The sequence below is a fragment of the Parachlamydiales bacterium genome (assembly GCA_041671045.1).
Lineage (GTDB): Bacteria > Chlamydiota > Chlamydiia > Chlamydiales > JABDDJ01 > JABDDJ01.
This window is the reverse complement of sequence record JBAZCF010000003.1, coordinates 239,015-253,017: the sequence shown is the minus strand read 5'-3', so window position 1 is coordinate 253,017 and position 14,003 is coordinate 239,015. Positions and strand designations below refer to the sequence as shown.

At 39.7% G+C, this 14,003-nt stretch carries 14 protein-coding genes; 9 read left to right on the top strand and 5 right to left on the bottom strand.

The window, feature by feature from the left end; genetic code table 11:
• Nucleotides 1–8 precede the first annotated feature (8 nt).
• Nucleotides 9–1,031: a M48 family metallopeptidase gene (locus tag WC222_05690; protein ID MFA6915869.1), complete on the top strand. Its 1,023-nt coding sequence runs from the start codon at nt 9–11 to the stop codon at nt 1,029–1,031.
• A 140-nt stretch (nt 1,032–1,171) separates the two neighbouring features.
• On the opposite strand, the gene WC222_05685 is transcribed toward WC222_05690, so the two are convergent.
• The 4 genes from WC222_05685 to WC222_05670 all read right to left on the bottom strand — a co-directional run bounded on the left by WC222_05685 (nt 1,172) and on the right by WC222_05670 (nt 4,014).
• Nucleotides 1,172–1,693, bottom strand: coding sequence for a DoxX family protein (locus WC222_05685; GenBank protein ID MFA6915868.1), 522 nt, complete (start codon nt 1,691–1,693; stop codon nt 1,172–1,174).
• Nucleotides 1,694–1,826: 133 nt separating this feature from the next.
• Nucleotides 1,827–2,315, bottom strand: coding sequence for a hypothetical protein (locus WC222_05680; protein MFA6915867.1), 489 nt, complete (start codon nt 2,313–2,315; stop codon nt 1,827–1,829).
• A 61-nt stretch (nt 2,316–2,376) separates the two neighbouring features.
• Nucleotides 2,377–3,174, bottom strand: coding sequence for a GNAT family N-acetyltransferase (locus tag WC222_05675; GenBank protein ID MFA6915866.1), 798 nt, complete (start codon nt 3,172–3,174; stop codon nt 2,377–2,379).
• 3 nt (nt 3,175–3,177) lie between these two features.
• Entirely contained in the window at nt 3,178–4,014 is an 837-nt protein-coding gene (locus tag WC222_05670; protein MFA6915865.1) for a c-type cytochrome, read from the bottom strand.
• A 95-nt stretch (nt 4,015–4,109) separates the two neighbouring features.
• On the opposite strand from WC222_05670, the gene WC222_05665 reads away from it, so the two are divergent.
• From WC222_05665 to WC222_05630, 8 genes are all read left to right on the top strand, one after another.
• The gene (locus tag WC222_05665) at nt 4,110–4,304 is read left to right on the top strand and encodes a hypothetical protein (GenBank protein ID MFA6915864.1); all 195 of its coding nucleotides are present in this window, start codon (nt 4,110–4,112) and stop codon (nt 4,302–4,304) included.
• A 4-nt stretch (nt 4,305–4,308) separates the two neighbouring features.
• Nucleotides 4,309–5,400 carry a phosphodiester glycosidase family protein gene (locus tag WC222_05660; protein ID MFA6915863.1) on the top strand — a complete coding sequence of 364 codons (1,092 nt, stop codon included), beginning with the start codon at nt 4,309–4,311 and terminating at the stop codon, nt 5,398–5,400.
• 120 nt (nt 5,401–5,520) lie between these two features.
• Entirely contained in the window at nt 5,521–6,555 is a 1,035-nt protein-coding gene (locus WC222_05655) for a phosphodiester glycosidase family protein (protein MFA6915862.1), read from the top strand.
• A gap of 7 nt (nt 6,556–6,562) precedes the next feature.
• Nucleotides 6,563–7,330 carry a hypothetical protein gene (locus tag WC222_05650; protein MFA6915861.1) on the top strand — a complete coding sequence of 256 codons (768 nt, stop codon included), beginning with the start codon at nt 6,563–6,565 and terminating at the stop codon, nt 7,328–7,330.
• Nucleotides 7,331–7,534: 204 nt separating this feature from the next.
• Nucleotides 7,535–8,809: a hypothetical protein gene (locus tag WC222_05645; protein ID MFA6915860.1), complete on the top strand. Its 1,275-nt coding sequence runs from the start codon at nt 7,535–7,537 to the stop codon at nt 8,807–8,809.
• A 74-nt stretch (nt 8,810–8,883) separates the two neighbouring features.
• Nucleotides 8,884–9,060 carry a hypothetical protein gene (locus tag WC222_05640; protein ID MFA6915859.1) on the top strand — a complete coding sequence of 59 codons (177 nt, stop codon included), beginning with the start codon at nt 8,884–8,886 and terminating at the stop codon, nt 9,058–9,060.
• A gap of 36 nt (nt 9,061–9,096) precedes the next feature.
• Nucleotides 9,097–10,152 carry a hypothetical protein gene (locus WC222_05635; protein MFA6915858.1) on the top strand — a complete coding sequence of 352 codons (1,056 nt, stop codon included), beginning with the start codon at nt 9,097–9,099 and terminating at the stop codon, nt 10,150–10,152.
• 477 nt (nt 10,153–10,629) lie between these two features.
• Complete coding sequence (locus tag WC222_05630; GenBank protein ID MFA6915857.1) at nt 10,630–10,920, top strand: hypothetical protein; 291 nt, start codon at nt 10,630–10,632, stop codon at nt 10,918–10,920.
• 15 nt (nt 10,921–10,935) lie between these two features.
• Here the strand turns inward: WC222_05630 and WC222_05625 are convergent, their stop codons facing one another.
• A complete protein-coding gene (locus WC222_05625; protein MFA6915856.1) occupies nt 10,936–13,929 on the bottom strand; it encodes a hypothetical protein in 2,994 nt (997 codons plus the stop codon).
• Nucleotides 13,930–14,003 lie beyond the last annotated feature (74 nt).

Below are 14,003 nucleotides of genomic sequence, written 5' to 3'. Positions count from 1 at the left end.
ACTAGGCAATGGCCTTTAATTTTTGGGAGGCCCAGCGTAAAGCCAGGAGCAGAACAAAAGTTTATGTCTTTCTTTTTATTTTTTTAGTGACGGTTGTTGCTGTTTGCGCTGAATTTTTGATGCGTTATTTAGCTGCCCCAGACTACGACCCTCCAGCCCCTATTCTTGGAATGGGAGTCGCTGCTATTACATTTCTTGTCGCGTTGTATAACTATGCAATGTACAGGGAAAATGGCGGGGGCTATGTAGCGGAATCTTTGGGCGGCATAAAAATCGATCCTTTGACTAGGGATTTTAAGCAACGCCAGTTGTTAAATATCGTGGAAGAAATGTCTGTTTCGGCAGGAGTGCCGATGCCTGCTGTATACGTTCTTCCGGTTAATCAGATTAATGCGTTTGCTGCAGGGCTCAAGAAAGAGAACGCAGCGGTGGCAGTTACAAGCGGATGTTTAGCGCTGCTTTCGCGGGACGAACTGCAAGGTGTGATCGGTCATGAGTTTGGCCATATATATAATGGCGATATGAAAATATCCCTGCAGTTAGCTGCGATGGTGATGGGATTTTTTTTCGTTCTCTATTTAGGGTTAAGAATTATTCAGATAGCGAGCTTTTCGTCCGATAGAGATGGAGAAGATCGCCGTGGCGGCAACCCTGTAGCTATCGCCGGGCTTATTTTTATCATTGCAGGTGTGCTGACATGGTTTTTTGGCTCCCTGTTAAAAGCAGCCATAAGCCGTGAAAGAGAATACCTTGCTGATGCCTGTGCAGTTCAGTTCACGCGTAATCCGGAAGGAATTGCAAATGCATTGAAAAAAATCGGCGGTCAGCATGTTAGCGATATGCCTACACGAGGAATGGCATTTTCGCATTTGTATTTAGATGATAGAAGCGGACTTAGTGAGTTGTTTGCGACACACCCTCCATTATGGAAGCGTATTGCAGCTATTGAGGGGTTGACTTATCTCCCTCCCGAATGGAAGAAAGATCTTCCGAAAGGTCCCGATGACAGTACAAAGACTGATGTAGCTTAGGCAGCGTCTACACTTTGCCGAGAATCCTTAATCTGGGTGAAACGCTCTTTTTAAAAACATTGTATAAGATGCCCTCGACAAGTCGAGGGCTATGAAAACGGCGACAAGTCGCCGCACTGCTATACTAGGAAAGTTTCAGTCTATTTTGGCGGGGGCGGAGGTGGTGTAATTTGATTTACATCGTCTCTATCACCTCTGCATCTTATGCCTTTGATGATCGCATCAATAGAAAATAGACCTGGACCAAAAGCAAGAACGATCAATGCTGTTAATAAGTAATTAAATGGAGCTTGCTGTGCAAAAAGCTCAGGCTTGTTGATTATATCGATGATTGCATCATGGTGCGCTGTTGCGTAAGCTACGGACATGACAATTGCGATTGCCAAGGCTGCGAAACGTGCCCCAAAACCGAATATTAACATTAGCGATCCGATGGTCTCGACAATACCTACAAGATATGCATTAAAGTGAGGCAAGGGAATGTTTAGCGATTGGAAAGTTTCCGCTGTTTGGCTGATGTTGCCAAGTTTTCCTAGTCCGGTTTGCAGAAGTAGAAATCCAAAATAAAGGCGGAGTGCTAGAAGCAAGAAAGGCTGTATGATCTTACCTAGACCGGTAAGCAGGTAATATACACTGCCTGAACGTCGGCATGAATTGGACATGAAATGTCTCCTTCGTAGTTATGTGGAATACATAACTCATAATGATGTAAAAGAAATATTTCAAGTAAGAAGGAACAGGAAGAAAAAATGAGGGATAAGATGCAGCGACAAAAGCCGCTGCATAAAACAGAATTTATCTAAGTCTTTCGCCTTTATTACGTACGCGGAAGTTCGGTCCAATAACAGGATTTTTTGCTTCTAAAATTGCTTGTTTTAAGACTAGAGCGAAGGCACTTTTCGGCTTAATTTCTAGGGCAGAATCTACATCGGCAAGTGCGCGATCATAATCTTTCAAAGCTAGATAAGTACCGGCGCGATCTTCAAATGAAGTTGCTGATTTTTGCTTCAGTTCAATAACTTGGTTGAAATCTGCAAGCGCTTCATTATATTTTTTTTGTGAAAAATTAAGATGGCCTCTAACCTTGTATCCTTTTGGATCGTTGGGCATAGCTTTAATGTAAGTGTTGACGGCGTTCATTGCGTCCTCAGGTTTGCCTTCTCTAACGAGTTTTGAAATAGCTGGCAGCGGTTGGGAAACTTTATTTGCAGTTTCTGCAGCTTGGATATTCGTTACTGAGGTAAAAACACAACTTAGAACGATTGATAAAATTATTTTACGCATAATACACCTATATCTCAATTTAATACGAAAATACTAAATGAACAGGTGAATTATTACAAATCTAAATTTCAGGAGAAATAAACACATTATAATCGCAGATTCTGACAAAGCCTAATTTTTGACAGGACTCTACTACGATTGGATAGCTTTGCATAGCGATAAGCTTGCACTTATTTTTGTAGGCATGCGCTAACAAAGTTTTTACAAGGTGGGTGCCTAATCCTTGGCATCGAAACTCAGGTAGGACGCAAACAGAATATAGACCGCCGGTGGATTCGTTTAGGAAAAGTGTCGCTGCAGCCACAGGCATTCCTTTATAATAACCTATATAATGTTGCAGTTGTGTTGTGGATCCAATTTTAGGGAAAAACTGACAATAACGGGTAATCGACTCCCCTTCAATATCAAAGGATTGTGCGACGACTTTGCCCCATTCTACAATAGTGCTGTCATCTTCCACTAAACGGATTAAGAAATCAGCTCTTTCAACTGCAGTTTCATGTTCTTTATTCAATATTCCGATCATGGTAGGCATGACGCCGATATGGAGTAGATTCTTTTGGATAAGCTTTTTATTCAGGTCTTTAGGTGTAGACCTTTGGGATATCCACCACGTGAAAGGCACTTTACGCCGTTTGAAATGTTCAATCGTCATTTCTAATTGCTCAGTGATATTCTTTGAGGGGTATTGCGATCTGAGCACGCCATTGAAAAGCGGATGCGGTATTCCTGTAATTAATTTAGTTTCGTACGCATCGTAATGCAGCTCCACATCCAACTGGGACCAGAACATGACTTGATTATCCTCTACAAATTTTACTAGTTGTTCTAATGTAATATTTTTAGAGGTTAATTCCATGCTTTACTTTTCCTTAAAGTGGGGTCGGAGCTTTTCTGAAATAAATTCTGCAATATTCATTGCTTGCTGATCGGTCAGGATAGGATTTCCGTGCGGCATATTGGCCTTAATAAATGATGCCATTGTAGGTACGGAATGCATACCTGCGCTGTCATTAAAGGATTGATCTCCCCAGACAGCGGGCACACCTGTAGTTCCTTGTCCATCGGGCCTATGACAGGAGGCACATTTGTTCCAATAATCGGTTGCACCTTGCACTTTATTACCTTTGATCCCTTCAGGTAATGCTTTTAGTCCAAGCCAAGGCTTAATAGGCAGCGGATCTGCTTCAGAAGAGATCCATTTAAGGTAGGCAACTACAGTTTGCATTACTGTAGAATCTACCGGGGGCGCTTTTCCATTTAGGCTGCGTAAAAAGCAGCTTTGAATACGCTCTTCAATAGTTATTTCCCGGTCGAAGCGTTTTATATAGCGAGGGTAGGTTGATGTAACACCTACTAGTGAAATGCCACCGTTCAGCCCACCTAGAGTATTTCCCCCGACAAAATGACAGTTGTTGCAGGTGAGGCCATTTCCAACAAACTCAGGGGCATTGGTAGGGGTATCGGTGAAAATTTTATACCCTTGGACAACTTGAGCGCGTATATTTTCAGGTGATTGGCCTGGATCCATTAAATTAAAGGGGTATTTTTTACCGTCATGTTCCAGAACGTAACGGTACTGTCCTGTACTGTCCCATTGGACGCCGGGTGGGAGTTCTCCCAGCGGAAGGGAGTCGCTTCCCATTCCAAATGATATAACTGCGCGCAGGATATGCGCCCACATTGATTCAAATGCCATTCTACTCTCGCTAATGTTACATTTTTGTTATCATATCAGATAAAAAAATGTTAAGTTATGTTTTTATAATTGGATAGTATTCAAAAGGAATTTTTATGAAACAGAGCATTTTCCTAGATAGAAATGGTGGAATCATCGCTTTGGTTACGTTGCTCGTCTCGTGGTTTTTATTTACCAGTGATACATCCATGCTATTTAAAAGTTTCACTGCGGCTCTTCTAACTAGCGGATTGGTATGGATTTCATATGTGATGCTGCGTTGGTTGATTGATTCATTCCGTGGGGAGTAGTTTTATGCATGCACAAAGGAAGGAAACAGTTCATCCGGGCGTTGAATATGTGCATTATACTGATGACTCCCCTCTTTCTGTGCATATCTTAAAGGCTGATCCTAATGTATGCAGGATTGTTTGCGCAAAAGGTTTAAATAATGGCATTGGCAGAGAATGCCTGCCAACTATCGCAGGCCGTTATGATGCTTTAGGGGCTATCAATGGAGGGTATTTCACGATCGGTGGAGCATATGATGGCAGATCGTCCGGTATGTGCAAAATATTAGATAGATGGTTCTCTTCCCCTTTCCGTGAAGCGAGCACGATAGCATGGAATGATCATGACCCTCGGGTGGAGTGTTCTAGGGGAGGGATAATTTGGTCCCTTAAGCTAGGTGATCGATTCTATCCCATCGATTACTTTAACAGTCCTATTAGACCAGAGATGGCAAGCCTTTTCTCTTGGGCGATGCATAGATCGACGTTAACTCCTAAAGGTACTTTGGAGGTTGTATTCAAAGACGGAACCATTATCTCTGTTCACAAACCGGGTGGCGACACAGCAATTCCTTCCGGAGCATGGGTTTACGCATTGGACAAGGGGCATGCGGACTATGGCAGTCACTTTGAGGTGGGGATGAAGGCAGAACTGAACCACCGTTTTGTGTTCTTTAATGAGAATTTTGAAGACGTTAACGTTGCTCCTGAATATGAAGCATTTTGGCAAAATGCAGATTACCTGATGAGTGGTGGTCCTATATTGATAAAAGATGGAGTTGAAACTTCAAACTACGACAAGGATATTTTGAAACAGTCTGTTATGTATACAAGGCAGCCGCGTTCTGTGATAGCAGTGACAGAAAATAATGAATGGCTTTTTGCTGCAGTGGAAGGCAGGCAGCCACGTGTAAGTAAGGGAATGGATGTTATGGAAGTAGCTTCGTTTTTAAAATCCATAGGGTGCAAACACGCACTGAATATGGACGGCGGTGCTTCAGTCTTGATGATGGTCGAAGGAAAGATAATCAATACTCCTATGTTCAACGGTATAGAATCGGATGATGAATTAGGGCAAAGGCGTATAGCTGATGCATTACTCGTTGTTCCAAGATAAATATATTTTCATTTCTGTCCTATGTTAACTCCTGATGAAGGGTTAAGTCTTTGATATTCAAATCGTGATGACTTTTTTCTCCGAATAGTCTAATTAGAAAAAATATTTTAATGAGGTTCGGTGAAGATAATCTACTTTTTAATTTACCTACTATGGGGTGTTTTTCCACTGGAAGCTGCTATTGCTTATAAAGTGTGGACTAAGCCGCTGAACCAAACAGTTCATGTGCTCGAAATTGATCCTCAAAAATATCAAGTCCTACTTGTTAAAGCAAAGGAATCTGGTACCGGTTTAGAGACAGTGCAGTCTATGCAAGCTAGATATGGAAGTATGGCCGGTGTGAATGGTGGATTTTTTAAAAGTAATGGTTCTCCAGCCGGAGCTTTAAAAATCGATGGGCAGTGGTATACAGGAGCTGCGGATGAACGTGGCGCCGTAGCTTGGAATGCAGGCGGTAAAGACTGTCACTTTGGACGATTTACAGTAGGGTTTCACCTTCATAGTAAGGGAAAGGAGATACCCATCGATGCATTAAATACTCCATTGGAAGAAGGGCAAGTTGTTATGTATACCCCGGTATATGCGCTTTCTACCTTAACCACACCTGCGGCAAAAGAACTAGTCATCAAAGACGGAATCATACTAGAAGTACGAAAGGGAGGAAGACGCGCTGAAATACCTCAAAATTCTATCGTTATCGCATTTGGTAGAAATCAGTTGGCTCAAATTGAAGATTTAAAAGAAGGTGATAAAGCAGAGCTGATAGAGAAATACTCCGATGAGGTCTGGGGAAAATATAAGAATATTTTAGGGGGCGCTCCCCTTTTAATTGAAAATGGAATCATTGTTGAGGATATATCCAAAGAGAATGTCCATAGTACATTCTTAGAGCTACGCCATCCCCGTACAGCTTTAGGTGTGAAAAAAAACGGTTCTTGGCTGTTTGTTCTAGTGGAAGGGCGAAAGTTAGGGCAAAGCAAAGGTGCAACAATTAAGGAGCTGGCAGAATACATGAAAGAATTAGGCTGCCAATATGCCCTAAATCTAGATGGAGGCAGTTCTTCAACATTTGTAGTGGAAAATAAAGAAATCAAAGGAGCTCACGGAAGCGTATCGGAATTAGTTTCGAATGCAGTTTTGATCATCCCTAAATGAGGCGAAAATGGGACAAATCATTTGTTTCTTTGGACTTGCATTTTTCCTTACACTGAACACTCTTTTCACCCTACCCTACATTAAACCTGCACATGTCGCACAAGAAGTTTGGGATGTGATGCAGCCTCTTTTCCTGCCGGAAAACCATAGTTTAAGAAATAAACTAGATAAAATTTTTAATAGAGGTAGGCCGACGGCCAACAAAATCTCGCTTTTAAAGGCAGGGTTTACCCATTTGAAAATAGGCTCTATTAGCCAGACCACCGTAGCAAAACACCCTAAGTTAAGAGATTATGTTCTGAAATTATTTACAGATGACGTTGCCTTTTCAGAATGGGAGCCTTTAAAAAAACGTGTAGATGCCTCAATAAGTGTTAGTAAAACTGTTGAAAATCTGGGGTATAATTCAATTTTTGTTATTCCAAAAAAATGGATTTACCCTCTCCCAGCATCATCAACACCTGCGGATAATGCTATCTTACCGAAAAACTTTATTGTTATTGCAGAGGAAATTGACATCACCGGCAAATACGAGAACTTGCGTATCTGGCACGATAGAGTGGATAAAAGGATGTTAATCGCTTTACACCATCTCGTAGCTATAGAAGGTCTAGATGACTCTGTGCTGCCACGCAATATTCCTTTTACTAAAAATGGAAAAAAAATCGCCTTGGTGGATCTTGAACATCATCAGCAGTGGCCTATTCCTTATCACAAGTTACTACGTTTTTTAAATCCGAGAATGGGGGTATTCTGGAGCAATATACAACATTAGGATGGAACAACAAATGAATAAGTACTTATTATTTTTCTGCTCGTGTATTAATAAAACGAAATGAATTAAATGTAAGCTGTTGTAAATAAGTGTTGCTAGGTGTTTTAATGTTATGCTATTGCTTGTTTTATTTATTTGCATAATTTCCTTGAGGAATATTATTTTTGCACGCAGCATATTAAAAATACTTTAGGAGTATCAATTATGAGTGGACCAATTGTCTTAGGTTCGTCTGCTATTTACAATTCAGACCGTCTCTTTTTTATGTCGAATAACGTACAATATCGCCTGCTCTTTGTCTTTGAAAAGTCTGTATATCAACCTTCCTTTTGCGAATGCACTAGAAATGATCGTGCAAAAAGACAGTATGTATTCAAAAAAAGTAATTCGCCGGAAATAGTCATACTTTCTATTGGATGCGCCAGAAAGAAATTCGAGTTAACTCCAAAACAAAAAAATTTATTGAATAATCTTTTGAAAAACATTAGTAATCCTACAAGTTGTTATTCTCAACTTGTTTTCAATTCAGGAAAAGATGTTTTCGGTTTAGATAACTTAAAAAAGTATCTTTATAAAATTGAATTAGTGCTCAATGGTAATACAAGTAAAATAGATAAATTTACAATTCCTGATCCACTTCATTTATTATCCTGCAGACTTGCTAAATTAATAACTGATGAAAAGGTCATTGCTTATATAGGCTTATTTTTTAGAGACATTAACACGAAAGAAGATAGAGCTCTTTTTCGCGAATACTATCAATGGTATTCAAGTTTAAGTGGATCTCTAGAAAATAGACCCAACTTCAATACTACTAACAGCATACAAAAACTTCCCGAGATTTCAATAACCGAAGATGCTGTGAAGATGTATGATGATAGTGATGATGAAGACATAACAAATGATGATGATACTGATGATGAGGACATAACAAATGATGATGATTCTGATGATGATGTAACAAATGATGATGATACTGGTGATGATGAAGTAACAAATCCAGATGATGCTAAAAATTTTCAGGATGAATGCGATAATGATCCATTTTTTGGAGTCCCTGTCTATTCGCTACAAAGTCTACCAGTAGAACAAGTCTTCGATAACTTATCAAATTCGTCATACCCTCCTTCAGATAGTTCTTACCAAGCATCCACTTCATCATATCAACCTTTAGATAGTTCTTATCAAACCTCAGATTCGTCATACCCTCCTTCAGATAATTCTTACCAAGCATCCACTTCATCATATCAACCTTCTGAAAGCTCCTACCACGGATCTGACTCTGTATTTTCTACTGACCTTGACGGTTTGGAAGAGAGCAGAGCATTACCTACTGCAAATGAAGATCAAAGGGATCAGACGACATCGATGGATATTTTGGAAGATCCCTTAAGTATATATGATACAGCGGGTGTGGAGGGGAGTACTTTTTTGGAGTGGCCCTTCCTTTTTGAATTTGAAATGCAAAATAATGATTGAAGAAAAGTACCCTTAGATAATTAAAAATTCTTTGAGCATTTGATAATAATAAATATGAACCTCTCCCCATCGGAATGGACTTACATCCAGATCTTAAGGATGGGAATTATCATTCGGTATATTCTTTCAGCGATGTGTATCCATTTTCTGAACTTGCGGGTGTCGTCAATGAAAATAATAGAAAACTCCAAGATGAGTTAGATGAAATATTTTCAGTAGTGGGGAAACTTACTATAGAAATTACCCCCTAATATTAGGGATGCAAACAGCGTTAAGAGACTAAAATCATGAGTACATTAATTATAAACCCATCAGTTGCTGATCCTTCCTCTGTGAATGGTATTTATAAATCTTCTAAGGGACATGAATATCGACTTCTCTTTGTTTTTCGTAAACGCCAAAATATTTCAAACCTTCATTTATGTGAATGCCTAGAGGGATGTAAAGGAATAAATCATTTTGTATATAAGAGAAGGGATAAATCCAAATTAAAAATAGCAACTATAGGTCCTTCTAAGTCAATATTTAATCTATCCGATAAACAATTCAATTTCTTACACAACTTTTTCCGTGACATTTTAAAGTTTGAAAGTACGTGTTTTGATCAACTTTATGAAAAACTTGATGCTGAGTTTTATATAGCGGATAAAGAATTATTACATTCTAAGATTAAATTTTTGATCTATCCTGACGAATCAAATTTCATCACTCATATTCCGGATCCTTATTATATGTTGTCGAGCCGACTTAAAGACCTGATCTCAGATAAAAAAGTGATATCCTATGTTGGATTATTCTTCAGAGGCATTACTTGTGACGAAGATAAAAAACTGTTAGAAGAGTACACAAAATGGCATCATTTGACATCCGAAACCTTCATGCCTACTTTACTGAATGACTTTTCAAAAAAGAGAAGAAAGACGCATTCGAAAAAAAATAAACTGAGCAAAAAACCAGCCGCTGCCCCATTAATGCAAAATCAAATTGTTCAAAATATACAACCCATTGCACAAACGGAGACAGAAAAATTATTAGATGGTAATCCCTTGTCGGAGATTGTAGATCAAAATTCTCATTGCTTCAGTGATCGCACTGCCCCATTTCAACATTTACCTTTTGTTGAAATGAGTTATAAGGACGACGTTAATAAAAGTGCCCCCATAACTGCAGACAAGTTTTTGTCAATGTTCCAGGAAATTCATGGAATGTCCTACCCAAAATTGGACACATCATTGCAATTTTCACCCTCTTCACCGGACTCTCTGGACAGTAAATTTGAAGGAGATGGCGCTGCTGATGCAAGTACAACTTTCTTAGAATGGCCCACCCCATTTGAATTTTAGGTTGATAAACAAGGATAATAATAGTAGTTCTAGTGAGCACCGGCAAACTATAGATGGGTACATAACTACTGGCCTCACAGATTATTCTTTGGGAGCCTTTTAGGAACTATGAGTTGATCTAGGGGATGAGATTAATTTTTTAATGGATAAGCAATGGCTTTTGGTGATTACTCCTCAACAAATGTAATATCGTCTCGAGAAAGTTGTTTGCGGTTTCAAGACTCTCATAGGAATTGTTATCGCTTAGTCTTCCTATTCAGAGATGTATTGCAAAAATTTCAATGTGATTGCCAACAGTCAAATCACATCTATCGCCCGCTGAGATATTTTGTAATAAAAGCAGAGAGAGGGGGTGCGCTTTATATTATAAGCCTAGGATGTGCTGTAAGGGTATTTAAGTTAAGTCAAGCCTTAAAAAATTATCTGACGAAAATTTTTAGGAAACTGGAAAAGTCTCAGCAATTCTATAATTGGAGGATGCATACATTACTCAATTCACAGATTAGCGCCGACTTTGACTGGGACATTTTTCGCACTAGATTTAACACTGAATACGATATTTCTTTTCTAAGCTTTGCCGAGAGCTATTTACTTAATCCAGTCAAGATTCCAAACCCTCCACTCATCTTGAAAAGCCTGCAAGATCGGTGTATTGCACCTGAAGATGCCCTTGACTACTTAGGCCTATTCTTTAAAAAGTCTCTTTCTAAAGAGGATGAATCTAAGATTATAGACCTGAATGGTAGATTTATGATCCCGCCACGATAAGGGATCTTAATAAGATTATGTTCTAAAGCTATCCGTGAGTTCTGCTTCGAACTTTGTCCAAGCTTTTTCTTTGTCTTCAGGCGTCATAGATGCCATCTTATTGTTTACCCAGAATCCTTCAAATTTATCAATAACAGCAGATCGTACATTTATTTGTGCCCATTTATCGTAGCCAGTATCGTCATGCGCCGGTTCACTAAGGAGATGTGCGCGGATAGCGTGTTTTCCTGCTCGTTCGAAATCATAGTTGACCAGTTGGTCCATCTCATAACCATCCGGGTGAATTTCCTTTTTAGCAGAAAGCTGAGGGTTGATATGTTTGACTTCTGATTTAAGGTCTTCGATCATTTTCTTTGGACTACTATAGACTTCCAGTAAATGATTTTTTGTTTCTGTTGGCAGTCTGGGAGCATTTTCATGCGCTACGAGCGCACGGGAAGCTTCTACACCTGGCGTGTATTCAGCGCCCGCCAATACCATACGTGGGCGTGATTCTTCAAAGTCTATACTGTGAAGGGCAAAAGTACCGTCCTCGTTTTTCTTTAAAAGCAGACCGCCAATATTGTCATCCTGGTTGCGTAAATCATCGTTTAAATATCTTATTGTCCATGACTCTGCAGCGCTTTTTTTCGAGTTGTCCGTAAAGAATGATTGTTGTAAAAAGTCTTTGTTAGTGTGGTCAAAGCCTAGCTCAGCGGACATAGCTAGGCTCTTGGAGTGTTTTAGTTCCATGATAGAGTCTGTTATCCTATTATGGATCGGATCAGTCGCTTCGCTATTTTGTTTTGCCAATTCAGGCTTAGATGTATTCCCGGCAGCTATGGATTCATGTCTTTGGGCAATATGGCCTTCCAGGGTTTTCTGTTCTTCAGGAGTAAGTTTCAATTTTTCAAACTGCTCATCGGAAAGTCCCATCTCAGTCTTATATTCAGCACGATCATTTTCCTGGATGTATTGAGCTAATCCCAGTTTTTGTTCATTGGATAACGTACCATGCTTCTGCAATATTGTTTCTTTGAGTGCTGCTAGACCATTTTGACGAGCGGTATCTCGCAGTTTATTAATCTCAGTGCCTAATTTTTTTTCTTTATCAGCAGTTTTTAGTTCTTTTTCATAGTTGGTGATAGTTTCGCTTATGGTAGGTGCAACTTTACTGAGGTCTATGCCCATTGCCTTCGCTAAATGATTCTTTTCTTCTGGGCTAAGCTCATTTAGATTCAAAGAACTAAGCATTTGATTTTGTGTTACTGTATCATTCACAGTGACTGCTAAACGTGAAAAATTATTCCCGTCGCCTTCGGATTTTAAATGCGCTTTTAAAGAACCCATATCTTTGGGATTAATGGTCATGTTATTGACATACTGGCTGAGCTGCTTCTCGTCTGCATTTCCGAACACTGCTAGCATTCTTTCAGGACCTTTGTTTCCTATTTGCTTTTGACCTTCTTCTACTGCACCAAAGGCAAGAGCTAGTGTCAGTGTATATTTCTGCGCCGTCCCATCATTGGGAACAAATTCTTCCACTAAAAATTCACACTGTCCGGCCTCGTTTTTGACGCCATTTTCTTGGACGAAATCATTGTAACTATGGCTATCTTCCCCTTCTTGGGGTGTGAAGGTTGTTTTAGGTAAGTTTGAGGGATCTATACTTACCAATGCGCTTCCGACATTGCTTAGAGGGTGGGCATAGCCTAGGTGCTCCATATAAGAGAACTTAGAGGCGTCTTGACGGCCGTTAAAACCATCTTCGATCCTGAATTTAAAAGCAAAAGTGACGTTTTCTTTGCCTGGAATATGTCCTACAAGAATCGGTGTAGTACTACCGCTAATAATAAAAGTGCTTTTGTTTGGATGGGCAATGACTTTTTCGCCCATATTTTGTAGAACAAGCTGAAAAGCTTGGGAGCTTCCGCCAGCCGGCTTGGGGGGTAAACGGTTTTCGTAAAGATAGGTATTGGCAAGATCTGCGGCCATACGCTTTCTTCCGCCTTCTGTTTTTAGGTCTTTGATCTGATCAGCTGATAGTGATGCTTTGGGATCAATATCCTTCATCAGATCGCGAAATCCTGTGATCGTTTGTTTTAATTCGGTAGCTTCTGAACTAAATTGTTTTACTAGAGGCGAAGAGCCTTCGGGAAGATCTAAATCTTTATAAGCAGCGCGTGTAGCCATATATGAGATGGCTTCTTCATAATTGAAGGGGTCTTGGACATAGTGATTCTCTGTGAGTATCTGTTTAAATTCTTTGACTGAATCGCTAACTTCCTTGTTAAATTTTTTCTCTGTCTCGTTTTTACTCTCCAGCAGCTTTTTATTTTTTGGATTTGCCATCGAAAAGCGTGCTACCGAAGCTGTCATATTTGAGCGCATACCTTTAAAAGTTCCTTCCACATTATTCATACGGGTTTTCAATACTTCGATTTTATTCTCGATATGATTATGAAGGGAGTCTATCTCAGCACTGAGTTTATTTATCTCTGCCGGATCGGATGTGTTCTGTAGATCGGCCTCTAGTTTGGCTAATTTGCCCTCATCAGTGGCTAATGCCCCCATCTCTTTTTGGATTTTACCAATCTCTGTTTTTGCTGCTTCAACAGTTGAAGATTGTATAAGCTGTGTTTTTTTAGGGGTTTTTAATCCCTCCGGCAGGGCTTGTTTAAAACGTTCTTTAGTTGCCATAGAATTTATCGCTTTGGCATCTGAATCTATAGTATGGGAAGATTGGTGAGCGAGAGCATCCACATTTTTTTTGCCTGCGGATAAAAGCCCTCGTATTTTGACAGCTTTGTCTAAGCCATCAGCTTTAGCTTTTTGTTCCGGTGGAAGGGAGTCTTTAGTAGAGGCGTTGAAGTTTGTTTTAAAAGATTGGTCAATATCTGCACGATTGAAACGACCAGAAATGCGTTTCATCATATTGGACATGCTTCCACTTCTCTGGAGAGTGGGTGTTGTTGTGCGCTGGACGTCAGTGGGGGCGGCAGAAGAAGAAGAGGTTGAAAAATTGACCATATTAACCTCATATATATAATTATATTATACTTAATATTTTAAATAATATCTTTACAAATATGGTGTTTTTGTTT